This is a genomic window from Rhizobium sp. CB2179 (assembly GCF_057653455.1).
The window spans coordinates 3,211,431-3,237,556 of record NZ_CM172781.1; the positions used below are offsets into that span (position 1 = coordinate 3,211,431).

At 60.9% G+C, this 26,126-nt stretch carries 26 protein-coding genes; 13 read left to right on the forward strand and 13 right to left on the reverse strand.

Translation table 11 applies throughout. The features are described from left to right. Window positions 1–19 precede the first annotated feature (19 nt). A complete protein-coding gene (locus tag AC244Q_RS16090; protein ID WP_012758478.1) occupies window positions 20–496 on the reverse strand; it encodes an NUDIX domain-containing protein in 477 nt (158 codons plus the stop codon). Window positions 497–569: 73 nt separating this feature from the next. On the opposite strand from AC244Q_RS16090, the gene AC244Q_RS16095 reads away from it, so the two are divergent. The 4 genes from AC244Q_RS16095 to AC244Q_RS16110 all read left to right on the forward strand — a co-directional run bounded on the left by AC244Q_RS16095 (window position 570) and on the right by AC244Q_RS16110 (window position 3,743). After that, window positions 570–1,478: a metallophosphoesterase family protein gene (locus AC244Q_RS16095; RefSeq protein ID WP_012758479.1), complete on the forward strand. Its 909-nt coding sequence runs from the start codon at window positions 570–572 to the stop codon at window positions 1,476–1,478. A gap of 159 nt (window positions 1,479–1,637) precedes the next feature. Further along, entirely contained in the window at window positions 1,638–2,198 is a 561-nt protein-coding gene (locus tag AC244Q_RS16100) for a tetratricopeptide repeat protein (RefSeq protein WP_003561379.1), read from the forward strand. Between the two features lie 187 nt (window positions 2,199–2,385). After that, entirely contained in the window at window positions 2,386–2,895 is a 510-nt protein-coding gene (locus AC244Q_RS16105; protein WP_012758480.1) for an RNA polymerase sigma factor, read from the forward strand. Between the two features lie 2 nt (window positions 2,896–2,897). Further along, window positions 2,898–3,743: an anti-sigma factor family protein gene (locus AC244Q_RS16110; protein WP_012758481.1), complete on the forward strand. Its 846-nt coding sequence runs from the start codon at window positions 2,898–2,900 to the stop codon at window positions 3,741–3,743. Between the two features lie 323 nt (window positions 3,744–4,066). On the opposite strand, the gene AC244Q_RS16115 is transcribed toward AC244Q_RS16110, so the two are convergent. Further along, the gene (locus AC244Q_RS16115) at window positions 4,067–5,047 is read right to left on the reverse strand and encodes a quinone oxidoreductase family protein (RefSeq protein ID WP_128405969.1); all 981 of its coding nucleotides are present in this window, start codon (window positions 5,045–5,047) and stop codon (window positions 4,067–4,069) included. A 5-nt stretch (window positions 5,048–5,052) separates the two neighbouring features. On the opposite strand from AC244Q_RS16115, the gene AC244Q_RS16120 reads away from it, so the two are divergent. Beyond that, window positions 5,053–5,562: a winged helix-turn-helix transcriptional regulator gene (locus AC244Q_RS16120; RefSeq protein WP_206641043.1), complete on the forward strand. Its 510-nt coding sequence runs from the start codon at window positions 5,053–5,055 to the stop codon at window positions 5,560–5,562. Window positions 5,563–5,662: 100 nt separating this feature from the next. On the opposite strand, the gene leuA is transcribed toward AC244Q_RS16120, so the two are convergent. From leuA to AC244Q_RS16135, 3 genes are all read right to left on the reverse strand, one after another. After that, complete coding sequence (gene leuA / locus AC244Q_RS16125; RefSeq protein ID WP_113548237.1) at window positions 5,663–7,414, reverse strand: 2-isopropylmalate synthase; 1,752 nt, start codon at window positions 7,412–7,414, stop codon at window positions 5,663–5,665. Between the two features lie 429 nt (window positions 7,415–7,843). Further along, window positions 7,844–9,073: a benzoate/H(+) symporter BenE family transporter gene (locus AC244Q_RS16130; protein WP_128405971.1), complete on the reverse strand. Its 1,230-nt coding sequence runs from the start codon at window positions 9,071–9,073 to the stop codon at window positions 7,844–7,846. A 209-nt stretch (window positions 9,074–9,282) separates the two neighbouring features. Next, window positions 9,283–9,867, reverse strand: a complete 585-nt coding sequence (locus tag AC244Q_RS16135; RefSeq protein WP_003561390.1) for an ATP-dependent Clp protease proteolytic subunit — start codon at window positions 9,865–9,867, stop codon at window positions 9,283–9,285. Window positions 9,868–10,192: 325 nt separating this feature from the next. On the opposite strand from AC244Q_RS16135, the gene AC244Q_RS16140 reads away from it, so the two are divergent. Continuing rightward, window positions 10,193–10,984, forward strand: coding sequence for a DUF2076 domain-containing protein (locus AC244Q_RS16140; protein WP_128408277.1), 792 nt, complete (start codon window positions 10,193–10,195; stop codon window positions 10,982–10,984). A gap of 125 nt (window positions 10,985–11,109) precedes the next feature. On the opposite strand, the gene queF is transcribed toward AC244Q_RS16140, so the two are convergent. From queF to AC244Q_RS16170, 6 genes are all read right to left on the reverse strand, one after another. Beyond that, complete coding sequence (gene queF, locus AC244Q_RS16145; protein ID WP_012758487.1) at window positions 11,110–11,574, reverse strand: preQ(1) synthase; 465 nt, start codon at window positions 11,572–11,574, stop codon at window positions 11,110–11,112. Continuing rightward, window positions 11,574–12,488 carry a CDF family cation efflux transporter EmfA gene (gene emfA / locus AC244Q_RS16150; RefSeq protein ID WP_113548239.1) on the reverse strand — a complete coding sequence of 305 codons (915 nt, stop codon included), beginning with the start codon at window positions 12,486–12,488 and terminating at the stop codon, window positions 11,574–11,576. The genes queF and emfA overlap by 1 nt, the downstream gene beginning before the upstream one ends. A 153-nt stretch (window positions 12,489–12,641) precedes the next feature. Then, entirely contained in the window at window positions 12,642–13,313 is a 672-nt protein-coding gene (locus tag AC244Q_RS16155; RefSeq protein WP_012758489.1) for a DUF2161 domain-containing phosphodiesterase, read from the reverse strand. A gap of 15 nt (window positions 13,314–13,328) precedes the next feature. Continuing rightward, window positions 13,329–13,568, reverse strand: a complete 240-nt coding sequence (locus AC244Q_RS16160) for a hypothetical protein (protein ID WP_003541831.1) — start codon at window positions 13,566–13,568, stop codon at window positions 13,329–13,331. Window positions 13,569–13,696: 128 nt separating this feature from the next. Further along, complete coding sequence (locus AC244Q_RS16165) at window positions 13,697–15,886, reverse strand: anthranilate synthase (protein ID WP_128407442.1); 2,190 nt, start codon at window positions 15,884–15,886, stop codon at window positions 13,697–13,699. A gap of 265 nt (window positions 15,887–16,151) precedes the next feature. After that, window positions 16,152–18,410: a TonB-dependent hemoglobin/transferrin/lactoferrin family receptor gene (locus tag AC244Q_RS16170; protein WP_113548241.1), complete on the reverse strand. Its 2,259-nt coding sequence runs from the start codon at window positions 18,408–18,410 to the stop codon at window positions 16,152–16,154. Between the two features lie 209 nt (window positions 18,411–18,619). Here AC244Q_RS16170 and AC244Q_RS16175 point away from each other — a divergent pair, with 209 nt between their 5' ends. The 3 genes from AC244Q_RS16175 (at window position 18,620) to AC244Q_RS16185 (ending at window position 20,247) form a co-directional block, all read left to right on the forward strand. Further along, window positions 18,620–19,630, forward strand: a complete 1,011-nt coding sequence (locus AC244Q_RS16175; protein WP_017994842.1) for an extensin-like domain-containing protein — start codon at window positions 18,620–18,622, stop codon at window positions 19,628–19,630. An 84-nt stretch (window positions 19,631–19,714) separates the two neighbouring features. After that, complete coding sequence (locus AC244Q_RS16180) at window positions 19,715–19,960, forward strand: CopG family ribbon-helix-helix protein (protein ID WP_017994843.1); 246 nt, start codon at window positions 19,715–19,717, stop codon at window positions 19,958–19,960. Further along, entirely contained in the window at window positions 19,957–20,247 is a 291-nt protein-coding gene (locus tag AC244Q_RS16185) for a type II toxin-antitoxin system RelE/ParE family toxin (protein ID WP_113548242.1), read from the forward strand. Before AC244Q_RS16180 ends, AC244Q_RS16185 begins: the two co-directional genes overlap by 4 nt. 8 nt (window positions 20,248–20,255) lie before the next feature. On the opposite strand, the gene AC244Q_RS16190 is transcribed toward AC244Q_RS16185, so the two are convergent. Next, window positions 20,256–21,935 (reverse strand): formate--tetrahydrofolate ligase, encoded by a 1,680-nt coding sequence (locus tag AC244Q_RS16190; RefSeq protein WP_113548243.1) that lies wholly within the window; start codon window positions 21,933–21,935, stop codon window positions 20,256–20,258. A gap of 159 nt (window positions 21,936–22,094) precedes the next feature. On the opposite strand from AC244Q_RS16190, the gene AC244Q_RS16195 reads away from it, so the two are divergent. Continuing rightward, window positions 22,095–22,625 carry a TIGR00645 family protein gene (locus tag AC244Q_RS16195; RefSeq protein WP_012758496.1) on the forward strand — a complete coding sequence of 177 codons (531 nt, stop codon included), beginning with the start codon at window positions 22,095–22,097 and terminating at the stop codon, window positions 22,623–22,625. Window positions 22,626–22,707: 82 nt separating this feature from the next. On the opposite strand, the gene AC244Q_RS16200 is transcribed toward AC244Q_RS16195, so the two are convergent. Then, window positions 22,708–24,081 carry a hypothetical protein gene (locus tag AC244Q_RS16200; RefSeq protein ID WP_244432226.1) on the reverse strand — a complete coding sequence of 458 codons (1,374 nt, stop codon included), beginning with the start codon at window positions 24,079–24,081 and terminating at the stop codon, window positions 22,708–22,710. A 181-nt stretch (window positions 24,082–24,262) separates the two neighbouring features. On the opposite strand from AC244Q_RS16200, the gene AC244Q_RS16205 reads away from it, so the two are divergent. From AC244Q_RS16205 to AC244Q_RS16215, 3 genes are all read left to right on the forward strand, one after another. After that, a complete protein-coding gene (locus AC244Q_RS16205; RefSeq protein ID WP_245460608.1) occupies window positions 24,263–24,433 on the forward strand; it encodes a hypothetical protein in 171 nt (56 codons plus the stop codon). A 452-nt stretch (window positions 24,434–24,885) separates the two neighbouring features. After that, a complete protein-coding gene (locus AC244Q_RS16210) occupies window positions 24,886–25,611 on the forward strand; it encodes a helix-turn-helix transcriptional regulator (protein ID WP_113548245.1) in 726 nt (241 codons plus the stop codon). Between the two features lie 46 nt (window positions 25,612–25,657). Continuing rightward, a complete protein-coding gene (locus tag AC244Q_RS16215; RefSeq protein ID WP_012758499.1) occupies window positions 25,658–26,119 on the forward strand; it encodes a PAS domain-containing protein in 462 nt (153 codons plus the stop codon). The last annotated feature ends 7 nt before the right edge of the window (window positions 26,120–26,126 follow it).

Here is a 26,126-nt window from a genome sequence, read left to right on the forward strand (position 1 = left end):
GCTTGCCGCCGCCTGAGAATTACCAGCGGTGGGCGGGCTCCTGCTCGCCGCGAAGCTCGGCGAGACGGCGATGCGTCGCCTTGGTCGTGCCCTCGGGCAGGCTGTCGAGGGAAAAGAAGCCGCTGTCGGATATCTCCCAGTCCGGCGGCCGCGGCGCCGTCTGCTCGACGATTGCCCGGTAGAAGACGACATGGTCGCGCCTTGTGGTGGTGGTATTGAAATAGACCTGGATCAGCTGCGGCTTGCCGATGATCCTGAGGTTGCCCTCCTCGCGCAATTCCTTGGCAAGCGCTTCCTCGACCGTCTCGTTGCGCTCCAGCCCGCCGCCCGGCATGTGCCAGCCGCCGATATAGCTGTGGCGCACGAGAAAGATGCGTCCGTCTGCATCGAAACAGGCAGCCCGCACGCCCACGGTCATGCTGCGGACGAAACTGAAATAGACATGCAGCAGGCGCAATGCCAGCCTCATGTGAAGGGGCCGGTTCTCTTTATCCACTATCACTCCGTTTCAGCTCTTCATCGCGCCCGATGTGTTTGATTTGTCAATAAGCTGGTCTATGTCTCGTAACATGTTCAAGCTCGCGCATATCTCCGACGTCCACCTCGGGCCGCTGCCCAGTCTTTCCATTCAAGAGCTGTTTTCAAAACGCATAACAGGCTTTGTGAACTGGCATCGAAATCGACGCAAGCACCTTTTCGGCAGCACGTTGGATCTGCTGCTCGACGACATCCGCGCCCACCAGGCCGATCACCTGGCCGTCACCGGCGACCTCGTTAATCTGGCGAGCGGCATTGAGATTCGCGCCGCCGCTGCATGGCTGCGCGCGTTCGGCGACCCTGCGAACACGTCAGTCGTTCCCGGCAATCATGACGCCTATGTACCAGGCGCCTATGAGAAGTCGATGCGCGCGTGGTACGATTATGTCCGCGGCGATCTCGCCCCGCCGCAATGGCAGGACGACCGCCATATCTTCCCCTATCTGCGTGTTCGCGGCAAAGTCGCGATTGTCGGTTGTTCGACGGCGGTCGCCACTCCTCCCTTCGCCGCCTCCGGCTTTTTCGGCGCGCGACAGGCCCGCGATACTGTCAACATGTTGCGCGCGGCTGGGGAAGCCGGGCTCTTCCGCGTTGTCATGATCCATCATCCGCCGATCCGCGGCGCCACGGCCTTCTACAAACGGATGATCGGCATCCGCCGTTTCGCCGCTGTGATTTCGACGGGCGGCGCCGAACTCGTGCTGCACGGCCATACGCACCTGAACACGCTGCATTGGCTGCGCGGCCAGGTGCAGCCGGTGCCGGTCGTCGGCATCGCCTCAGCCTCGCAGGGACCGGGCAGCGTCAAGCCGCCCGCCGCCTACAACCTCTTCTCCATCGACGGCTCTCCCGGCGCCTGGGAGCTCAGTGGCGAACGCTTCAGCCTCAACAGGGCCGGCGACGCGGTGATGCCGGAAAGCACCGATATTTTCGCGCCTTAGCGCCGGCTCCTGACTCTTTTTGTATAGCACTTGAATCGATCTGCGAGGAGATCGGCCCACCGTCGCAACATTTGCCATGGAGGTTGCTTACCCTCTTGGTATTTTTAGTGGTAAGCGTACAATTCGAGCAACTGCATTGCCTGAGAACGGAGCGCGCCGATGACTTCTTCTTTCCGTCACCTGTCCAGACTTTCGCTCGCCGCCGGCTTTGCCTTCGGCATCGCCACGGCCGCTTTCGCGGTCGGCGACAACAATGACGACACCAATCCGCCGCCGAAGACCCAGACGACCAAGACCTGCACCGGCGGCAAGGTCTGGGACAAGGCCAAGAAGGAATGTGTCAACCCGAAGAAGAGCAGCTTCAACGACGACGATCTTTATAAGTTCGCTCGCGAGTTTGCCTATGCCGGCCAGTATGACAACGCCATCACCGTGCTCAATCTCGCTCGCAACCAGAACGACCCGCGCATCCTGAACTATCTCGGCTACGCTAACCGCAAGGCCGGCCGCATGGAGCTCGGCATGTCCTACTACCGCAAGGCGCTGCAGGCGGATGAGAATTATATCCTCGCCCGCTCTTATATGGGCATGGCGCTGGTGGAACAGGGAGATATTCAGGGCGCCCGCGTCCAGCTTGTCGAAATCCGTGATCGCGGCGGCGAAGGCACCTGGGCCTATCGCGCCCTGCTGCAAAGCTTGAACGGCTACAAGACATATTGACGCAAGCTTTGCGGGCCAGAATACGAAAATCCCTTGGGAAAGAGGGATGAAGACGACCGGATGCTTGCGAAGTGCAGGAGACTTGTTTCATAAAGCTCATGCATCGACGGCGTCGATAAAGTCGGTTTCGCGCCCGACGGCGAACCCTTCGTCCGCGAAACCATTGTGAATGCTTCTTGGATAAACAATGCGTCAGCCCGCAACGACCATCGATCTCCGGCGTGATCTCGTCGGCCTCCTGCCCCGCCTTCGCCGCTTCGCGATCACGCTCGCGGGTGAGGTTGCCGTGGCCGATGAACTCGTTCAGGCCGTCTGTCAGCGCGCCATCGCCAAGGGTCATCAATGGAGCGGCGAAGGCCGGCTGGAAAGCTGGATCTACACGCTTGCCCGCCAGCAATGGACCGACGACAACCGCAAACGCAAGCCGAAGGCTTCCGTCCGCGGCAACGTCACCGATATTCGCGAGGCCGCGCGCGAACGTTCGGCAGCGGTCGATCCCGACACCATCCATCACATGATTTCCGATATGCCGGATGGTGTTTCCAGCATGTTCTTGCTCGTCGACGTCGAAGGCCACAGCTACCAGCAGGCGGCCGACATCATGGGTATTCCGGTGGCAAACGTCGTCTCGCAGCTCGCCACCGCAAGGCTGCATTTCGCCGAGCTTGCCGGCACCCACCCGATCCACAGGTTCTGAATTTGCTCGATCTTAGGAAACTGCCGCTCGAAGCCCAGCTCACCGCCCTTCTCGACGGCGAAGTCTCGCCCGAACAGCGGCACGAACTGGAGCAGCGCTTGGCAAGCGACGAGAATGCGCGCCGGCTGCATGAGAAGCTGCGCCACGGCGCCGATTTCGGCCGCCGCCGCCTCGACGATATCCTGAAGGAGCCGGTCCCGCTTGCCCTGGTCCGCTCTATCAAGAGCACACAGCCGCCGAAGACGCCGATCGCCCAGCGCGCCACGCGCCCGCAAGTGAAACTGGCGCCGAGCGGCCCGCAGGCACTGGCCGCCGCCCTCATCCTCTTTGTCGTCGGCTGCGGCATCGGCTATTTCGTCGGCACAGCCCCGGATGCCGACGAGATTGCCACCACGGCTACCACCAATACGGCACCGGTCAATACCAGCGACTGGCTGGGCGACGTCACCGCCTATCAGCGCTTGCTGATCCGCCAGCCCCGTCATCTCGTCGAAGTGCCCGCCTCGCAGGCCGAGGAAATCTCCAGCTGGCTGACGACCGCAATCGGCGTCCCCTTCCGCGTGCCGGATCTGAGCGCCGAAGCCTGGACCTTCCAGGGCGCGCGCGTCATCCTCGGCGACAGCCGCCCCGTCGGACAGCTCGTCTATTCGAATGCCGATGGCGACATCATCTCCATTTGCTTCCGCAAGGACGCGCAGCCGCCGGAGACCGACGATTTCAAGGAAACGATCAAGGACGAGATCGGCCTCGTGACCTGGCACAATGCCGGCACCTCCTACGTACTCGCCGGCCCCTCCGCCGAAGCAACGCTCGGCCAGCTCGCCATGGAGATCGCCACCGCGATCTGATTGCCGGAGCATGATGCCGAGCAGTATCGCCCGACATCGTGCGTCACGTTGATTTAGAGCCTTTCCGGGTTAGATTGAAGCATTCTGCCGGAGCAGGTTTTCGTCAGGACAAAGGCGATTGGCGACGGGCATACCCCAGGGTACGTCCGAGCCGATCGCCTTTGTCCTGGCGGAAAGATGCCCGGCCCTTCGGGTTGGCTGAAACGGGCCGGCTGATCGACCGCCCGGCTTGGCCGTAGAGCTGGGCTACGACGCGCGCCGGCCGGTCGACCATCCGACTCCGTTTGAGCCAACAGAATGCTTCAATCTAACCCGGAAAGGCTCTAAGGCACCAGCACCACCTTGCCGACCGCCCGCCGATCTTCGATGGCGCGATGCGCTTCCGCCGCTTGATGCAGTGGGAAACGACCGCCGTCGATAACCGTCAGGGCGCCCGTCGCGGCAAGCTCGAAGAGCGCTGCAAGATCCTCACGCACCCCCTGAGGCGTCAGCAGCGCCAACAACGAAAATCCCTTGATCGACTGGTTGTGATCAAGCATGCCCTCGACATCTGCGGCCCCGAGCCCGAACCGCCCCATCGCCGCCAGCACCAGTTCCCCGCAAGGCGCCAGCGCATCGAGCGCCGCCCTTGAAAACGCGCCGCCGACGGTTTCATAGATGACATCCGCGCCGGGCCCTCCGGTCACCCTCTTGACATCCTCCTGCCAGCCGGGCGCCGTATAATCGACCGCATGATCGGCGCCAAGCGACAGGGAAAGCGCCCTCTTCTCGTCACTGCTCGCCGCCGCGATCACCATCTTCGTCCCGTCGCGCCTCGCCAGCTGCAGGAGGAGCGAACCGACACCGCCGGCTGCCGCATTGACGAGAACGTTTTTGCCTTTCACTGGACTGCGGCGTAGGAGGTGCAGCGCCGTCAACCCCTGCACCATCAGCGCGGCGGCCGCCTCGAAAGAAACCGCACCGGGCAGTTGCACCACCGCCCCGCCATCGACCGCAACGAACTCGGCATAACCGCCCGAACCGCGCCCCATCGCAAAGAGAGGAACGGCAACGCGCGTACCAATGAGCGAGCGGTCGGCACCAGGCCCTGCTCGCTCGATCGTACCCGCGACCTCGACACCGGGAAACATCGGCAGGTCGGGCGTCACGGCATAGCGGTCGGCCCGCATCAACACCTCGAAGAAGTTGACGCCCGCCGCGTGGACGCGGACAAGCACCTCGTCCGGTCCCGGCTCGGGGACCGGCAGTTCCACGAGCTCGAGGACATCTGGCGGACCGAAGCGATTGAATTGGAGGGCTTTCATGGCAGGTGAACCTCACGTCTGATTGGCGTGGGGCAGGTTTAGCAATAGAACATCAGATGAAAATACACACTCTTTCGTGCCCTACCCACCAGGAGGTGACCATGGCTGAGCCGATGAAAAGACTCCCCGAGCTGCCCGTCGAACGCGCGCTGAAGGTGATCTCGGGGCGCTGGAAGCCGGTCATCCTCTATTACGTCTTCTCCGGCCCGAAGCGTCTGTCGGAGCTGAAACGGATGATGCCCGCCATTACCCAGAAGGTGCTGATCCAGCAACTGCGCGAGATGGAGGAGCACGGGCTGGTCGCCCGCCAGATCTTCGCTGAAGTCCCCGTCCGCGTCGAATACAGCGCGACCGAACTCGGCCTCGGCCTCGAACCGGTGCTGCTGGCGCTCTGCCAATGGGGTCAGCGCCATGCCGAGGCGCGAAACGAAGCCGCCGATATCGCCGACTGCATCGTCAGGCCGCGCCGCGCTACAGCGCCGCGCGTCTTTTCAGACGCGCATAAGGCGCTGTAACACTTTGAATTGCTACATAATTTTATCCTTAAATCGATTCCGATTTAAGGAATTATGCAGTAGAGCGGTCTCGGCCTGAGACCTAACCGACAAAGGCCGATTAGGCTTTGCCGGCCTTCACGTCGAGGACGCGGTTGGCGGCCGAAACGATCGCTTCCAGCGACGCCGCGACGATGTTGGTATTGATGCCGGCGCCGAAGAGCTTGCCGCCGGGATAGGAGATCTCGACATAGGAGATCGCCGCTGCGTTCGAGCCATGCTGGAGCGAATGCTCGGAATAGTCCTCGACCGACATGTCGACGCCGAGATAATGCGACAGCGCATTGATGAAGCCGTCGATCGGACCGTTGCCGCGCCCTTCGATGCGCTTGATCTCCCCATTGTCGGTGATCTCGGCTGCGACGATCCGCTGGCCCTTGTGCTCGGTGTCGGGATAGGTGTGATGGTCGACGAAGCGCAGGCGGCCTTCCGGCTGCGTCACGTAGCGCTCGATGAAGCGGTCGTAGATGCGCCGGGACGGAAGCTCTTTGCCCTCGACGTCGGTGATGCGCTGGATGTCCTCGCGGAATTCCACTTGCAGGTTGCGCGGCAGGTTCAGCCCGTAATCCTGCTGCAGGATATAGGCGATACCGCCCTTGCCAGACTGAGAGTTGATGCGGATGATCGCCTCGTAGGAACGACCGACATCGCGCGGGTCGATCGGCAGGTATGGGACTTCCCACATCGGATGATTGGCGACCTGCGCTGCCTTCATACCCTTGTTGATCGCGTCCTGATGCGAGCCGGAGAAGGCGGTGTAGACCAATTCTCCGACGTAAGGATGGCGCTCGCCGATCGCCATCTGGTTCGAATATTCGAACACTTCCTTGATGCGTTCGATATTCGAGCAGTCGATCTCGGGATCGACGCCTTGCGTGAACATGTTCAGCGCCATCGTCACCATGTCGACATTGCCGGTACGCTCGCCATTGCCGAACAGCGTGCCTTCGACGCGGTCGGCACCTGCCAGCAGTGCCAGTTCGGCAGCGGCAATGCCGGTGCCGCGGTCGTTATGCGGATGCAGCGAAACGATCAGGTTCTCGCGATTGTCGAGGTTGCGGCACATCCATTCGATCTGGTCGGCATAGACGTTCGGCGTCGCCATCTCGACGGTGGACGGCAGGTTGATGATCAGCTTGTTATCGGGCGTCGGCTTGACGACCTCGATGACGGCGTTGCAGATCTCCAGCGCCACATCGAGTTCCGTGCCGGTAAAGCTTTCCGGGGAATATTCGAAACGATAACCGCCGCCGGCCTTCGTGGCCATATCGGTGATCATCTTGGCGGCATCGACGGCGATCTGCTTGATGCCCTGCACATCCTTGGCGAAGACGACGCGGCGCTGCAACTCGCTGGTGGAGTTGTAGAAATGCACGATCGGCCGGTTTGCGCCTTCCAGCGCTTCGAAGGTGCGGGTGATGAGTTCCGGGCGGCACTGCACCAATACCTGCAGGGAGACGTCGTCGGGCACATTGCCCTCCTCCACGCACCAGCGAGCGAAGTCGAAATCGGTCTGTGAAGCCGAGGGGAAACCGATCTCGATTTCCTTGAAGCCCATCTCGATCAACAGCTGGAACATGCGCGCCTTGCGATCGTGGCCCATCGGGTCGACGAGTGCCTGGTTGCCGTCGCGCAGGTCGACCGAGCACCAGACCGGTGCCTTGGTAATGGTCTTCGTCGGCCATGTGCGGTCGGGAATGTTCACCTGCGGATAGGCCCGGTATTTTGCCGCGGCATCGGGCATGCCTTTTGCGGAATTCGTTCCGCTCTTTGAGGCCGCTTTATTCTCGGAGGATTGCGTCTTCGCGTCCATCGTATCGTCTCCTCGTCCCGGCATTTGCCCGCTCTTAGCCGATCACGTCGGGCTTGGCGATAAACAAATGCGGACCTTGTCGGTCGTTAGGTCAATTTTGAAAGTGAGTCGCGAGGAGCGATGGCCGGGCGGGCTTTCGGCCGCCGGGCGCTCCTCAAAGGACCCGACAACCGCGCGTAAGGCCGAGGAGAAGAAGCGAGGTCAGGGCGCGCGTATTGTCACGCAGGGCAATGCGGCCGCGTGCAATCGTGTCAGAAATTCTGGCGCCAGTGGTCTTCATGAGCGCGCTTATAGCCTCGGACGGTAGAGCTGGCAAGTCCTTGCCCGGCTTTTGATCGCCGCCAACATTCGACCAACTGCCCATCTATTGCCGGCGGAGTTGCTTGAAAGCGCCAGGATCCGGCATTTGAAGGGCAGAACGACCTTCCGTTACCTCGCCTGAGCTCGGTCTTTCCAAAGCCTCACCAGCCGCGACAGCGCCAGCATCAGCCCACCCGCGAGCAGGCCCCAGAAGGCGCCGGAAATACCGCCGAAGGAAACGCCGGAGGCGGTGACGAGGAAGGTGATTGCCGCCGCCTCACGTGAGTCCGGCGCCTGGAAGGCCGACATTGCCGAGGACGAGAAGGCGCCGACCAGCGCCAGGCCGGCCACCGCCTCGATCAGGATGGAAGGCGCAAGGGCGACGAAGGCCGTCACCGCGCCGGCGAGCAGCCCGAGAATGATATAGCCGACACCGGCGATGAGTGACGCCCAATAGCGCCGCTTCGGATCGGCATGGGCGTCCTGTCCTGCGCACATCGCCGCGGTGATGGCCGCCAGATTAACGGCGTGGCCGCCGAACGGCGCCGACAGCAGCGAGAAGAAGCCGGTGACGGCAAAGAGCGGGCCGGGCTTCGGATCGTAATGGTTGACCTTCAGCACCGCGATACCCGGAATGTTCTGCGAGGCCATGGTGACGATGAAGAGCGGCAGCGCGATCGAGATGAGGCCGGCAAGATTGAACACCGGTCGGACGATTTCCGCCGTTGGCACCAGTGATTGTTCCAGCGAGCCGAGCGCACCGTCAGGGATATCGACGCCGAAGGCGAGCACCAGCACGAAGGCCGCGAGTGCTGCCGGCACCGCCCAAAGCCGCTTGAAGGCGCCGACGACGATCCAAGCGACGACGATCGGCAGGCCGAACAGCGGATTGAAGCCGATCGCCTTTACCGGCGCGAAGCAGAGGCCGATCAGCACGCCGGCGAGCATTGCATTGGCGAGTGGTGCCGGAATGGCGGCAACCGCTCGCCCGAGCGGCTTGAACAGTCCCGCAAGGATAATCAGCGCAGCACAGATCAGGAATGCCCCGACCGCCGCATTGAAGCCGCCCTCGATCGCCCCGGTGCTTGCCAGCAGTGCGGCACCCGGTGTCGACCAGGCGATGCTGACCGGCAATCTGGTCACGGCACTCAGCACGATCGCGCAGACGCCCATGGAAATCGACAATGCCATCAGCCCGGAAGCCGCCTGTACATCCGTGGCGCCGACCGCCTGCAGCCCGTGCAGTACAACGGCGAAGGAACTGGCGGAACCGACGAAGGCGGTCAGCAGCCCCATGAACAGGGCTTGGACGGAAAAATCTTTGAGCATGGCGGGACTCGAGCTGCGCGAATGCCGCATGGAGCATGATGGTTGCCGCAGGCGCAAGTCTGGATTCAGTGCTTTCCGTTCAGACCTTGCCGCTAGGAGATCATCTCCGTTCAAGCACTAAAGCCTTTCCTGGCCAGATTGCAGCATTCTGACCAGGAAAGGCTCTGGCCGAAAACAAAACGCCCTCACCTGCGATCGGCAGGCAAGGGCGGGTTCTTGGCAGCTTTGGCTGAGAAAACTTAGATATCGGCCTGCGACGTCACGATCCGTGAAACGAGGCCATACTCCTTCGCCTCTTCGGCCGAAAGCCAGTAGTCGCGATCCGTATCCTTGTCGATCTTGTCGAGCGGCTGGCCGGTGGCCGCTGCCATGATCCTGTTCAAGCGCTCGTTCATCTTGATGATCTCGCGCGCCTGGATTTCGATGTCGGATGCCATGCCGCGCGTGCCGCCGGAGGGCTGATGCAGCAGGAAGCGCGTGTTCGGCAGGCACAGGCGCCGCTCCTTCGGAGTGGCGACATAGATCAGCGCGCCAGCGGAGGCGACCCAACCGGTGCCGATCATCCAGACCTTCGGCTTGATGAACTTGATCATGTCATGAATGGAATCGCCGGATTCGACGTGGCCACCGGGCGAATTGACATAGATGCGGATGTCCTCGTCGCTGGCCGCGGCAAGTGCCACAAGCTGCGAGCAGACCTTCTGCGCCAATTCCTGATTGATCGGTCCGTAGATGAAGATCGAACGCGACTTGAAAAGATTCGCCTCCGTTTCCTTGCCGAGCGGCAGTTCCTTCGTCTTGTCGTCCTGGTCTTCGTCGTTCATTCGAACCTCTTGGAGATGAATTCGGGTTCCTCGCACATAGTGCGACTCAATGCCTAAAACAATGCGAGAAAAACACAAGGCACCGAAGCGATGGAGATATCCTTAAGAAGCCGCGCGCCGTTCTGCAAGCCTTACTGAATTGTAACGGCGAAAGGCTTTGAAAAGCCTGAATCGGTTCCTACCTCAACCTCACGCGGCAAACGCCGCCAGCGCATAACCCCGAAATCGGAATCGATTGTCGGAAAGGATTATGCGCAGTTTTAAATTGATAGAGCGTCCTTAGCGCGTCCGACGCGCGGCGCTCTAGATCATTAGGAGACAGGACATGTCACCCGAAGAACGCCAATTGCTGACCGCCCTCTTCGACCGCGTACGCACCGCCGCGGCCACACCGCGCGACCGCGACGCCGAGGCCCTGATCGACCAGGCGACGCGCGAACAACCCTCCGCCACCTATTACCTGGCCCAGGCCGTCATCGTTCAGGAAAAGGGGCTTGAGGCAGCCGCCAACCACATCAAGGAACTCGAAGAGCGTGTCCGCCAGTTGGAAGCCGGCGAGAGCGAACACCGTCAGGCCGAGCAGGGCGGCGGCTTTCTGAGCTCGATCTTCGGCAACACCCAGACGCAGCAACCGGCGCCAGTCCCCTCCAATCCTGGCCCCTCCAATCCCGGTCCCTTGGGCCAGCAGTCCCGCGGCTATGACGATTCCCGCGGCTACGAACGCGATGTCCGCCAGCCGCCGCAACAGCCGACCGGCCCCTGGACCCAGCAGGCCTCTGCGCCGTCTGCCGGCGGCAGCTTCCTGCATGGCGCGCTCGGCACGGCGGCAGGTGTCGCCGGCGGCATGCTGCTTGCCAACTCGCTGAGCGGCATCTTCGGCAACCACATGTCCTCGCTCGGCTGGGGCTCGCCCTTCGGCGCCAATCCCTTCGGCAATGCCAGCGCGCCGACCGAAGAAACCGTCATCAACAATTATTACGGCAATGACGACACCCGCCAGGCCGCGGACAACACGGCCGATGACAAGGACAACAGGGCCGACCTGCAGCAGGCCGATTACGACGACGGCGACGATTCCATCGACGACTCGTCCGGCGACAACGTTACGGATGTTTGAGGTGTAGCGGCCGGAGACGGATAGCGATTGCCGCACCGTTGCCCGGCCCTTCGCTCTAGGCTCAGGGCGTTCGCCGCTGCAATCGATTCACTGGATCGATTGGTCGGGCTTTGCCCGACCGCTGCTCACCCACGGCCGCGATAGGTGGCAACGCCCTGCTCCGGCAGCCAGACGCCTTCCGGCGGCTTGCCCGTCTGCCAGAAGACGTCGATCGGAATACCGCCGCGCGGATACCAGTAGGCGCCGATCCTGAGCCACCTGGGATCAAGCAGTTCGACGATGCGCTTGGCGATGTAGACCGAACAATCTTCGTGGAAAGCGCCGTGATTGCGGAAGGAATGCAGGAAGAGCTTCAGCGACTTCGATTCCACCAGCCATTCGCCCGGAATGTAATCGATGACGATATGGGCGAAATCCGGCTGCCCGGTCATCGGGCAGAGCGAGGTGAATTCCGGCGCGGTGAAGCGCACGACATAGTCGGTGCCGGCATGGTTGGACGGCACTTTTTCAAGCACCGCCTCCTCCGGCGACTGCGCGGTTTCGGTTTGCTGACCCAGCATCGACAGGCTGGAAACATCTGTATTCGGCATCATGCCTCCTTGACGACTTTGACGCGGATGCCGTGAGCCTTCTCGCCCTCCGGCTCCACATGAATTGCGATCGTGGCGCCCTGGTGCACCGCCCTGATGGCATCCTCAAGGCGGTCGCATATATCATGCGCCTGCCGCACCGACATCCCGCCGGGCACCACCATGTGAAAATCGATGAAGGTGACGGTGCCCGCGCGGCGCGTTTTCAGGTCGTGCACGCCGATCGAGCCCTCCGCGTGGGCAGCGATCGCCTGTTTGATCGCCTCCTCCTCCTGCGGCTCGACCGCCTGGTCCATCAGCCCGCCGATCGATTGCGAGATCACCTTCCAGCCCTGATAGAGGATGTTGACGGCAACGAGGATGGCGAGCACCGGGTCGAAGATCGCATACCCCGTCGCCAGCGCCAGCAGCAGGCCAATGAGCACGCCGACAGAGGTTACGACATCGGACATGATATGCTGCCCATCCGCCGTCAGCGCTGGCGAGCGATGTCTGCGTCCGGTTCTGATCAGCAAGCGCGCCCAGATCGCATTGATGACACCGGCCGCGAAGTTGATCGCAAGGCCGAGCACGGGTGCATCCAGCATGCGTGGCTCGGCGAGATAACCAACCGCCTCGTTGACGATCAGCAGGGCAGCGACGACGATCAGCGCGCCCTCGGTAACCGCTGACAGATATTCCGCCTTATGATGGCCGAAAGGATGGTCGTGATCGGCCGGCTTTTGCGCATAGCGAATGACGAAGAATGCGATGAAGGCTGCGACGACGTTGACCGATGATTCGAGCCCGTCCGACAGCAGCGCCACCGACCCGGTGACCCACCAGGCCACCATCTTCAGCCCCATGACGCCGAGCGACAGCGGAATCCCCCACATCGCCAACTTGCGAACCGTAAGATCGCCGTTGTCACTCATATCGTTCCCCTGCGGTTGCGAATGAATTGCAGCTTTCAAGCCGTTGAAACGCAAAACCGCCCACGCGAATGTCGCGCAGGCGGTTCAGTTGATGGTGATATGGGGGAAGACGGCGGATTTGTCAAAGGGCAATGAGACTCCCTTCCGCGCGACTCAAGGAGCGGGGTCGGCGAGAACAATTTGCGGCCAGCGCAAGAGCGCGGCCTGCCCTGCAGGCGTCAGCGCATAAACGCCCTTCTCCTTGCGCTCGAACCATCCGTAGACGTTGTCGAGCAGGATGCGGCCGGCATTGGGCACCTGAGCCTTCATATCGCGCGGCCGCCCGACCCCACGCTCGATTGCGGCGGCGCAGAGCAGCACCTGCTGGCGATAGGCGGTCATGATCGGCGCCCGCGTGCTGCCGCCGATGGCGGGATCGCCGCGGCGGCGCTGATGCTCCTTGACGAGGCGCGTCCGCCGCTTGGGATTGGTGCGCGGCATCGGCGAAACGGAACTGACGATAACGCTGACCTCGCCGCTATCGGAGACGCCGAGCATGCCGATACCGAGCCGCCGGCAGAGATCGCGATAGCGTTTGTCGGTCTCCCGCCCCCGACCCTTGGCGGAGACGCGGGCCGCGATCCAGACCTCATCGCTCATCGCCGCGCGATCGACCGCCTGGAGAACAAGCTCGAGGTTGAAGGAGAGCTTGAGTTCGCAGACCACCACGACCGGCGGCTCGGCATCGCTCAAGCCAACGAGATCGCACCCGCCGACCTCACCCTTCACGACATAACCCGCCGCCTCCAGGAAAGCTTTGACCGGCAGGTAGAGCGATGTCTCCATGCTGAAAACCGCGCCTCAGGCGGCGTTGAGATCGGCAATCTCGCCATATCGTGCAAGCAATCGCGGCGACGACATATCTCCGGTTTCTTCATCGACGATCACCGCATAGGCCGCCACGCCGACAAAACGCTCCGACATCGCCGAGGCAATTTTCTCCGCGCTGACGGAGTTCGATGCCTGGCGCATTTCACCGGGGACGAGATTGCCGCGGTTCTTGCGATAGGGAAGAACGATGAACTTTTCAGCATTGGCCACGTCGAATATCCCGATTGATCGTTCCTGAAATGTTCTGATTTGCCTGAAGAAGTCAACCGGCCTTTCGAAAACGGCCTGCCCCTCCCCGCAGTCGGGGGAAAGAGCAGGCCGAATAACCGTCGAAATCCTCAGGCAGCCTTCGTCTTCACCTTGCGCGCCAGATGCGCCACGACATTTTCGATCATCCGCATCCCGGCATCGCCACCGAGCGTCATGATGGATTCTGGATGGAACTGCACCGCGGCGATCGGTTCCTTCGCGTGTTCGATACCCATGATCGTGCCGTCGTCGCTTTCCGCCGTGATGATGAACTCGCGCGGCAGCGTCGAAGGATCGGCGAAGATCGAGTGGTAGCGGCCGACCGTCACCTCCTTGGCAAGGCCGGAGAAGACGATGCCCGGCTCCAGCACGCGGATGCGCGAGGGCTTGCCGTGCATCGGCACCGCCAGATGACGCAACTCCCCGCCATAGGCTTCGGCGAGCGCCTGCAGGCCGAGGCAGACACCGAAGATCGGCAGGTTGCGCGCCCGCGCCTTCTTGATCGTCGCCTTGCAATCGAAATCCTTGGGCGTTCCGGGTCCGGGCGACAACACGACGAGGTCCGGGTTCAGCCTGTCGAAGATTTCCTCCGGCACCGGCGTGCGCACGGTCGAAACCGTCGCCCCCGTCTGGCGGAAATAATTGGCGAGCGTGTGGACGAAGCTGTCCTCGTGATCGACGAGCAGGATGCTGACGCCCTTGCCGACGCTTGCGACGTCGCGCTGAACCCTGCCGGAATTGCCCGTCTTGGCGTCTCGGATGGCGGAAAGCATGGCAGAGGCCTTCAGTTCTGTTTCGGCTTCTTCTTCGTCAGGAATGGAATCGTTGAGCAGCGTCGCACCGGCGCGCACCTCGGCGATACCATCCTTGATGCGCACGGTGCGCAGCGTCAGGCCGGTGTTCATGTCGCCGTTGAAGCCGACCATGCCGATCGCCCCACCATACCAGGCGCGTGGACTTTTTTCATGGCTCTCGATGAAGCGCATCGCCCAGAGCTTCGGGGCGCCGGTGACGGTGACGGCCCAGGCGTGGCTGAGGAAACCGTCGAAAGCGTCCATGTCGTCGCGCAGCCGCCCTTCGATATGGTCGACCGTGTGGATAAGGCGCGAATACATCTCGATCTGCCGGCGGCCGATCACCTTGACCGAACCCGGCTCGCAGACGCGGCTTTTGTCGTTGCGGTCGACATCCGAGCACATGGTGAGCTCGGACTCGTCCTTCTTGGAATTCAACAGCTTCAGGATCTGCTCGCTGTCGGCGATCGGGTCGTCGCCGCGCTTGATCGTGCCCGAAATCGGGCAGGTCTCTATGCGACGGCCGGAAACGCGCACGAACATTTCAGGCGAGGCGCCGACCAGATATTCCTGATGGCCGAGATTGATGAAGAAGGAATAGGGCGACGGATTGATCGCCTTCAGCCGCTTTGAAATGTCGGACGGCTTGCTATCGCAGCGCTCCATGAATTTCTGCCCGGGCACGACTTCGAAAAGGTCGCCCTTGCGGAAACTTTCCTTCGCCTTGGTGACGAGCTCGGCATATTCGCCCGGTCGGTGATCGCTCTTCGGCGGAATGGCATCCGTGTGTTTGAAGGGCTCCGCGGCGATATCCTGGGCCTTGCCCTCGGTCGACACGCCGCCTTTTTCGAAGTCGTAACGGTCGACCCAGGCCTTGGCGGAATAGTTGTCGACGACGAGGATCTCGTCCGGCAGGTAGAGCACCATGTCACGCTGATCGGAGGGCCGCGTCAGCTTCAGATTAATCGCGTCGAACTGGAAGGCGATGTCGTATCCGAAGGCGCCGTAGAACCCGAGGCTTGCATCCGCCTGCGAATAAAATAGGTCGGTGACGGCGCGCAGCACGGTGAAGACCGTCGGCATCTTCGAGCGTTCTTCCTCGGTGAACACCCGGTCCGGCGTCTTGACGGTGAGGTCGAGGCGGCGGGCCGAGGAAGCGCCGAGCACGATGTCGGACACGGTCTTCAGCCGCTCGATCACGAAGCCGAGGATCACCTCGCCGCGTTCATTATAGGCCTCGATCCAGACGTCGCGCCCGAAGGAAGAGATTCCGAGCGGCGGATCGACGACGGCGGTATCCCAGCGCGTATAGCGGCCGGGATATTCGTAGTTCGACGAAAACACCGCGCCGCGGCGCTCGTCGAGCTTGTCGACATAGGAAGAGACCGCATCGCCGTAGGGGATCGCCCGCCGCTGCCGCGTGACCGTAATGCCGCCCTTGGTCTCGTAGATTTCCGCACCATCATCCCGCAGGATCGTTACCATTGTTCCACTCCGTTATCGGGGCCCGGACGACAGGCGGCCATAAAACAAAAAAAGCCGCCTCGAAGTTTCGGGCGGCTCACTCGTCGTCTTTGGACACGATTGGTCGAGGCCGCCTTAGCGAACCCACCACCAAACAGCAATGTTCAAGGACTTGATCATGAAAAATTGTTAGCCTGAGATCAGCGATTGCGCAAGAGGCGAATGCAGGATTGAAAAAGGGCGGCCCGAAAGCCGCCCCTCCCCAGCCTTGAAGGCTCAACTGGCATCAGAAGGTCTTCGTGAGCGACACCTTGAATGTGCGGCCCGGCTCGGAATACCAATCGCGCGGCTGTGACGCCGTCGCCGAGCTGAGGTTGACCTCGCGCACGCCAAGCGCATTGAAATATTCCTGGTCGAAGATGTTGTAGACGCCTGCCTGCACGCGCAGACCCGGCACCTGTTCCGGCGTCCACCAGCCGGTCAGGTCGACGATTGCGTAGCCGGGCGCATCGAAGGTCGTGTCGTTGGTGTTGCTGACGGGGGTATCGAGATGGTCGGTGAGCATGCCGGCCGACAGCGTCGAGGAAAGGTCGAAGCCGAAAGTCTCGTTGCTCCAGCCGCCGCCGACGATCGCCTTGAACGGTGCCACCGAGCGTAGGCGCTGAGTGGTTTCTTCATTTCTGCCATATGCATAGGCAAGTGACGCATGCAGATTTATGCCGTTATTGAATGTCTTAGCGGCGCTGGCTTCAATACCGGAGATCGTGGCCGCAGACACGTTCGTGTAGTTGAATTCCGTAAAGCCGGTCGCGTCGACGCTCGTCACCGTCTCAATAAAGTTCTGGTAGCGGGTGTGGAAGGCCGCGACCCGACCGGTAAAATCGCCCGTGTCAAAGTTAGCGCCGATTTCGACGCCGCGGCCGATTTCGGGTTCCAGATCGGGATTGCCGAGCTGGGCATAGCGGCCCGTCGGATTGTAGAAGCGGCTGTAGAGTTCGTCCACGGTGGGTGCGCGGAAGCCAACTGCCAGCTGCATGTAGAGCTGCACGTCAGGCGTCAGCTCGTATGTCGCAAGAATCTTCGGTGACAGGCCGGCTTCCGTTCGGTCGTTCAGGTCCCCGAAACGGGCAAGCCCGGTATTGCTTGCGAAACTCCCGCCGGTCGAGGGATTGTAGTTGAACCAGTCAAAGCGGAAGCCGGGCGTCAGCGCGAAGCCGGTATTGCCGATCTCGATCTTGTCTTCGACAACAAGCCCAAGATTCTGGCTGTCGACATTGGGCACTTCCGCCTGATTGTTCAGCGACGGGCAGGTCGTCGATGTCGGGCAAAGTGCCCAGCTATACTGGCTCCAGCTCGAAACGCCGACGTCGAGGCCTACCCGAACGGAGTGGCTGAGACCGGAATATTCGAAATCCTTCGTTGCCGTGCCACTGAAGCCCCAGGTTTCGTTTTCAATCTCGTTGTTACGTCCATAGGCTACATTGGCGGTCGTACGGCCCCTGCTGCCGGCTTCCTTCTTCAAATCCAGCCAATAGAGCGTGGCACGCGCACTGCTGAAGAACGCGTCGGAGGACTGCGCTTCATAATCATAATCGAGCGATACGCGATCGCGGTCACGCAGTTCGCGACCGTCATAATTGTCGATCATGAAGTTGCGAGGACTGGTGCCTCCCTGGAGTTGGCGCAGGTCGGTCTTAAGATCGCGGCGGAATCGTTCCGCTGTCAAGCCGATGCGATGGCCGCCTTCCAGCTCCTGGCGTAGTTTGAAGAGCAGGTTGTTCTGATCGAAATCAGCCGGATTCGCCTCGGTGCGAAGAGCACCGTAGCTGTCATTGTCGCCCATATTGTCGCGTTCATGGCCCTTGCGGTAGCCGCCCTGAAAGAGGATCGACGTGTTGCCGATCTTCTTGGCAGCGGCGGCCGAGCCGGAAATGCTGCGGTCTTCGCTGTCATAGGTCGACTTGACGATCGCACCCCAATCCCGGCCTTCGGGAATAAGATCCTCCGGCTCCAGCGTATTGAGAACGATGGCGCCGCCGAGCATGCCGGAACCGCCCTTGCTCGAATCTGCCCCGCGCACGATATCGAGCGAGGACAGTGAATCGAAATCGAAGGTGTCGCCGCCGCCGTTGGCGTTGGCCGGCGCAAAGGCACCCTGGCGCGAGCTGTTCGAAATATACGGGATCGGAATGCCGTCGATGGTGGTCAGGATGCGAGCGCCGGAAAGGCCACGCAGGTTGAAGCCTGCGTCACCACGCGAATAATTCACGCCTGCATCGACGCTGCGGCCGATATCGTCAAAATTGGTGACCTGCTTTTCTTCGAGCTGCTTGGCGGTGATTTCGGTGGCAAGCGGCGTATCGGCGACGCTGCCCGGCGCCACGCGTTTGCCCTTGACGACGATCTTCTGCAGGACGGTGCTTTCCTCCGTCGCGGCTTGCGGCGCTGTTGCCGGAGCGCTTTGCGCGAAAGACTGCGAAACAGGAAGAACAACTGTGGCTGCCGTGCAGACCAATAGAACCGAGCGCCAATGCCGGACGATCATAACCTACCCTCTCATGATGATTACCGGGCTGGCTGGTCGTGGCGCGTCGAACGCTCGAGGGGCTGGCTGGGCTTTTACGGATGAAGACGAAGTAAAATTCCGCCTTCTTTTCGCCGCATAAAAAACATGAGCAGCATTGTCAACATAAGTCATCGTTTTATGTTGAATAAATATATCAAGTTTTAGCGATCTTCAATGACGTTGCACAATTGCAACGAAAAACGCCCTCATGCGTTGTCTTCAGCCACGGATACGAGGAATCGGACGCGTTGAGAAAACTTTCGACATTGGCGATCCTTTTCGCCGCTACCGCCTTTCTTGCCGGCGCTCGCCTGCCCCCGCAAGGCCCGATGCCCGAACCTCGGCCAGATGCCGGACAGCCGACCAGCCCCACCTCCCCTTCCTCGGAAAAGACGGAACCGCCCGCGCCCGGAGAGGTCCCGGCCCCTCAGCCGAAACCCGACGTCAAGGACCCGGAGGCACCGGCATCGAGCCCGCCAGCGCCGCAGGCCGCACCGTCAGAGCCCGGGCCGACAGAACCGATGCAAGGTCCGCCGCGGCCGCCGGGCAGCCCCGAAAGCTCACAGCCGCCGACGGAAGAAGGTAAGCCGCCCGGCGAGCAGACACTTGAAGAGCAACACCTGACGATCGAACCGGAAAGCGATGCCGAGCATGCCGAATGCACGGCCGCCCTTCAGTCCCTGGGCGTCGTCTTCAAGGACACGCCGCGCATCGATGACGGTAACGGCTGCGGCATCGACAAGCCGATCATCGTCTCTGAAGCCCTGCCCGGCATCAAGCTGAAGCCGGAGGCGACGATTCGCTGTCCGGCAGCGCTTGCCCTTGCTCGCTGGATGAAGGACAGCGTCATCCCGGCGGCTTCCGCCGCCCTACCGGAGCAGGGCCGCATCACCACCGTCAACCAGGCAACGTCCTATATGTGCCGCCTGCGTAACAGTGCCGGAACCGGCAAGATCTCCGAGCATGCCCGCGGCAACGCCATCGATATTGCGAGCTTCCATTTCGAAAAGGGTGAAGATGTCGCCGTCCGCTCCCGTCGCGAGGATTCGACGCTGACCGGCGCCTTCCAGCGCACCGTCAGCGCCGCCGGCTGCCTCTACTTCACCACCGTCCTCGATCCGGAAAGCGACGCCGCCCACGAAACCCATTTCCATCTAGACGTCATCGAGAGGAAGGGTGGCTATCGTTATTGCCATTAGTCACTTCAAAGAGTTGCGATTCCCGCTTGAATCGGGTCATCCAACCACTAAACTTCGGCACGAAGAACCGGCGGAGTGCCTACCATGACCTTGTTGAGCTTCCAGATGAAAGACTCCACAGTTTCCCGTCTGGATCGCCTGGCCGAAAGGCGAAAGCTTTCGTCGGCCGAGATCGCAGCCGTGGCGATCGAAGAATTCATCGAACGGGAGGAATGGCAACTCTCGGAGATCGAGGCTGCCGTTCGCGAAGCCGACCAAAGCGACTTCGCCTCCGATGAGGATGTCGCTACAGTCCTGTCAAAATATATTGGCAGCCCTTCTGGAAAATGAGCCTGCGCATCAAATGGACCCGCAGAGCGCTTGCCCGCCTTGATCATATCGGCGCTTACATCGCCCGTCACCATCAAGGTGCCGCAGCGAGGGTCATCGTCCGTATCCAATCCCTCGTGGAGACGATGCCGGATTATCCGTTGGTGGGAAAAGTCAGTCGCGTCGCGGGAACAAGGGAAGTGGTGCTGAGCGACATTCCCTATATTGTCGCATGTCGCGCTAGAGAAAACGAAATTGAAATTCTAACCATCTTGCATACATCTCAACGATGGCCGAAGAGCTTCTGAAGCCGGCTCTAAAACAACCCCTCGATATAGCCCTGGTCGTTCAGGAAAATCCGTTCCGCCGACGGTGATTTCGGCAGGCCCGGCATCGTCATGATCTCGCCGGTGATGGCGACGACGAAGCCCGCTCCCGCCGAAAGCCGCACCTCTCGCACGGTGACGATGTGGCCTTCCGGCGCGCCGCGCAGGTTCGGATCGGTGGAGAACGAATATTGCGTCTTCGCCATGCAGATCGGCAGCTTGCCGTAACCTTGCTCCTCCCATGTCTGCAACTGGTCGCGCACCGCCTTGTCGGCCGTCACTTCACCGGCATGGTAGATCTTCGAGGCGACGATCTCGATCTTCTCGAACAGCGAAATGTCGTCGCCATAGAGCGGCTGGAATTTCGCCTGCCCGGATTCGGCCAGTTCCACCACCTTGTGCGCCAGTTCCTCGATGCCGGCCGAACCCAGCGCCCAGTGGCTGCAGAGGATCGCCTCGGCGCCAAGCCTCGAGACAAATTCCTTGACTGCCGCGATCTCGGCGTCGGTATCCGAGACGAAATGGTTGATCGCCACGACGACGGGCACCCGGAAACGACGCACATTGGCAACGTGCCGGCCAAGATTGGCGCAGCCCTTCTTCAGCGCCTCGACATCCTCCGTGCCGAGATCTTCCTTCTTCACCCCGCCATTCATCTTCAGCGCCCGGACGGTCGCGACGATCACCGCCGCATCCGGCTTCAGCCCGGCCTTGCGGCACTTGATGTCGAAGAATTTCTCGGCCCCGAGATCGGCGCCGAAGCCCGCTTCGGTCACCACATAGTCGCCAAGCTTCAGCGCCGTCTTCGTCGCCGTCACCGAGTTGCAGCCATGGGCGATGTTGGCGAAGGGGCCGCCATGCACGAAGGCCGGATTGTTCTCTAGCGTCTGCACGAGGTTCGGCTGCATCGCATCTTTCAACAGCACCGCCATTGCGCCGTCGGCTTTCAGGTCTCGCGCTTGCACCGCCGTCCTGTCGAAACGATAGCCGATGATGATGTCGCCAAGCCGCCGCTCCAGATCCTTGAGGTCGGTGGCAAGGCAGAGGATCGCCATCACCTCGGAGGCGACGGTGATGTCGAACCCGCCCTGGCGCGGGAAACCGTTGGCGACGCCGCCGAGCGATGAGACCATGCTTCTGAGCGCCCGGTCGTTCATGTCCATGACCCGCCGCCAAGTGATGCGGCGGATGTCGATATTCTCTTCGTTGCCCCAGTAGATGTGGTTGTCGATCATCGCCGCCAGCAGATTGTGCGCCGATGTGATCGCATGGAAATCGCCGGTGAAATGCAGGTTGATGTCTTCCATCGGCACGACCTGTGCATAACCGCCGCCGGCCGCCCCGCCCTTGACGCCGAAGCAGGGGCCGAGCGAGGCCTCGCGGATGCAGACAACGGCTTTCTTGCCGATCCGGTTCAGCCCGTCGCCGAGCCCGACGGTGGTGGTCGTCTTGCCCTCGCCCGCCGGCGTCGGGTTGATCGCGGTGACGAGGATCAGCTTGCCATCCTTCTTGCCTGCTTGCGCAGCAATGAACTCGGCGCTGACCTTCGCTTTGTCATGACCATAGGGAACGAGCTGCTCGACCGGAATGCCGAGTTTCGCCCCGATTTCGAAGATCGGCTTTTTGGCCGCGGCGCGTGCGATTTCGATATCGGATTTGATGGATGGCATGGATGTTCCCCCGTCCGACCTCCGCGGGCGCGGAGCCGTTATTTTTCTCTTCATCGAGATAACGAAATATCGGCGGGGTGTGAATAGCCCCACGCCTTGCGGCCGCCACGCTGGGCGTTTATGTGGCGGACGACAATTGCGGTTTAACAGGCTGAAAACATGAAATCACTGGAACTCATCATCGAGCGCATCATCCTGTCGAGCCGCTGGATCCTCGTCGTCTTCTATATCGGCCTAGTAGCAGCACTCGCCGTCTATGCCGTTTCCTTCGCCTACAAGTTCCTGAAGATCGCCTCCGGCGTCTTCGAGCTTGACGAGGCGGAGATGATCCTTGCCATGCTCGGTTTGATCGACGCTGCCCTCGTTGCCAGCCTGATCGTCATGGTGATGATCTCGGGTTACGAGAATTTCGTCAGCCGCTTCGACGAGGCCAGCGAGGCCGACAACGAGGTCTCCTTCCTTGGCAAGCTCGATTCGGGCAGCTTGAAAATCAAGGTCGCCTCCTCGATCGTCGCCATCTCCTCCATCCACCTGCTGCAGGTCTTCCTCAATGCCGACAAATATGCGGACGGCAAGATCATGTGGCTGACCCTCATGCACCTCGCCTTCGTCGCCTCCGCCGTCATGCTCGGTTTCCTGGAGAAGCTGATGAGCGTCACGTCGAAAAATGATCTGAAGGATAAGGACTGACAGGCGTCACGAGGCGCCTTCGGAGCTTCAACAAGCAGCAGCCCGACGAAAACGCCGAGCTATGCTCTTTCGAGTCCTGAGATCAATTGACCGAAGCAGCAACAGGAACGATCTCTGCCTCAGCTTTTCTCGGGCACCGAAGGCTTTCCTTCGCCTCCGGCCCACAGACATGCAAGCCGGGCTCTTCATCATAGGGGATGATACCATTGATGATGCCAAGCTTGAGGGCCTCAGAAGGAAGTATGATACTTCCTCGCTCAGTTGAAGTAGCGGGCATCATCGTCTCGTATGTCTCGGCGCTCACGCCCATCTCGTCGAAATAAGCTAAAAATCTCGTATATTCAGCCGTCGTGGGCCTGACGATGCCGATTGCCGAATATCCGACCATCCGCGGCGTTCCGCTCATCAGGACAAGAGCGCAGCTCGAAAGACAGTACGCACGGCCGGCAAAGACTTCGCCCTCGGTCGGTCCGCTTTTGGCGATGCTGGCTTTGCAACGTGGATCCAGCTTTGGACAATTCGGCAACTGCGTTCTGCCAATCGAGGTTTCCTGACCTGCAGCGCGGATCATGCGCCCCATCACGAAAGCCGCATCCGTGTCCCCGCCATTAGATTGAAGGACGATCGGCAGCTTTCGTTCGCCGAGCGTCGTCAACATCGCCTTCAGCCGAGCCGGCGTATCCGGTGTGATGTCTCCGTCCGCAGAAATCCACTGCGTGCACTCTTCCTGGCAATTGCCATTGGACATCAGGAGGAAGTCCATCGGCCTGGTTTTGGGCAGTTTCTCGCTTGTCTCTGCAGCCGCTTCCTGTACGGGTGCCTCGGATACCGGCGTCTTAGATACAGGCGCCTCAGCCGCCACAGGCGCTTCGGCTGCCGGATGGCTGTGACAGACAGCCTCGGCCGCTGCATCCGGCGCGCAGAGCGGCATGCCGGGCCACTCATTGTAGGACAGCATGTCCGTAATGAGACCTATTCGAAGTGCCTCTGCAGCCGGTACGATATTGATGTTGTCAGGCGTAGCGCTCATCATCAGACCGACCACGTCTTCGCTGACGCCCATTTCCTTCAAATAGGCCGTCAAGGCAGCAGTAGCCTTCTTTCCAAGTTTGGTGGAACTGCTCTGCCCCGCCACCTTGCGTCCGACCTCCTTGCGGGAGATCTCCTTTTTCTTGCCGTTCACGATCTTGTATTCGATGCGATAGGAAACTCGCACCTTGTTGTAGACGGTCGTGATCTGGTGGACACCGATCAAGGCCCATTGCGACGAGACACGCGACGTACCGCCGACGAATGCCAGCGGACAAGCAGAAAAGCAGTATGCACCGGACGAATAGGTATAACCGACCGCGCTACCATCCTTGGCAACAGCGGCTTGGCAGCGCGTATCCCCAACCGGGCAATCTTTGAGCCGCGTGCCGCCGACCGCCGTTTCCAGCCCGGCCTTGCGGATCATCCGGCCCATCGCATAGGCGGCATCGACGTCGCCGCCTTCCGAACGAAAAACGACAGGCAGTTTACGGCCGCCGATCTTCTTGAGGATCTTTCTGAGCCGCGCGGGTGTATCCGACGTTATCCGCCCCTCCGCCGATATCCATTCCGGACAGTTTTCCTGGCAGAGGAGACTGCGCACGAGGATGAAATTCATCGGGGGATGCGGCGCTGGCTTCTTTTCCTCGGCAGCCTGCGAGGTTGCCGCTCCGATCGGCAAGGTCAAAAGGAGAAAAACAAGTAACAATCTGGAAAATAGACACTTCACCAAAAAGGAAACTGCAAAGCGCACGATTAAATTGCCTCAGTTGTACTGAGCATAGGCTTAGCAAGTGGATTGACTGCCAGCAAGCCGGATTTCGCCGCCTGCTGCGGTCCTCTTATCTTTGTTCTCTCATCGCAATCCGGCTGAGATGGCGTCCCGCTGCGGCCGTGTTCGCGCAGATCACCCGCGCCGCCGCCAAGCGTTGCAGGTAGGCCGCCCCACCGCCTTTGCGCCGGTGCCGGAGAGATCCGAGCTCTTCCCCGAAACTCTCCCAAGTGATTCTCCCCTGCCCGGCTGCGCGAGACCGTTGCGATGCCGCCATGAGGGAACTCAACGATACCGCAACGCTATGTTTGCAACTCGAAACTCAACCGAAGCGCGAGCTACTGTGGCTAATTTTTCACAATTTGAATGAATCGGCTTGCGTTAGGTCAATTGGGGCTAGCATCCCGCAGATTTTCTGTATTTGATAGCGGTAACATTGGGGCTGCCGGGGGCGTACAAATGTCTTACATGACTACCTCTGAAAGACAGTCATTGCTTTCGGCAGAGCTTGCGACCGCACGAACGCGCAGCCTGTTTGCGCAGGCGCTCGGCAGGGTCTCCACAGCCTTCGGATTGTCGCATGCGACGCTGATGCACGCTCCCTCCCCCGAAGACCTCCTCCTGAAACCCCTGCTGATTGAGAGCTCGCTTCCTGTCGCCTATGTCAGGGATTTCGACCGCGCCCACATGATGCGCGGCTGCCCTTTCGGCGTAAGGCTGAGGCAGTCTGCTGTGCCGCCGGCATGGCACCTCAACGACGCCTCCAATGGTCAGGCTTTCCCCGCCGAACTTCGTGCCCTGATGCTGCGCCATGCCATACCGGCAGGCGTTGCCATGCCGACCATTGCAGCCGACGGCCAGCGCCTGGTCTTTTGGTTCTGCGGCGAGCGCGCCGCACTTGGCCAGAGTGAGATCAACGAGCTGGCAATGATCATTCTCCATGCACTTGATGCATACAATGCAGTCAAACGTAACGAGGAATGCGCGCATAACGCGCTATCAACCAGAGAACTAGAAGTTGTTCGTTGGACTGCCCAGGGCAAGACCTCGATCGAAATCGGTCAGATCCTCACGCTCTCGGACCATACGGTGAACGCCTATATGACGAACGCGATCAAAAAACTCGATTGCGTCAACCGGACCCAGTTGGTAGCTAAGGCCATTCGATTGAAGCTGATCAACTGAGGAATCAGAAGAGAGTCGGCACGTCGTCCCATGATCTGGGGGAATCGTGCCTCTTCACTTCGAACAGCCCGTCATTGACAAGACAGAACAATCCCGCGCCCACATCGGCATCACCGATGCGGAAGTCGTCCGGATGCTTGCTGCCTATCGTCTTTTCGGCTTCTGGCGCATCGATATCGAGACAGGACATTTCTTTGCAAGCGAGGATGTCCACGCGATCTTCGGCCTCCCCTATAGCGACGGCCCCGTCAACCTGACAGAGCTGATGTCGCGCATCCACGAGGAGGACCGCAGTCTGATCGCTCAGACCTTCGAAGAGGCGAGCCTTCACGGCGTCGGCTTCCATTTCGTCTATCGTGTCGACAACCGGCTTGGCGGCCACAAGCTGGTGCGCAGCGTCGGCCGCTTCCGAAACGATGAAAGCGGCGGCGGCATCGTCGGCATCACCTATGAATTCGTCGAGAAACTGCGCGTCGTCGGCTTCGAGGACAACACGATACCCCGTTGACTCCAGA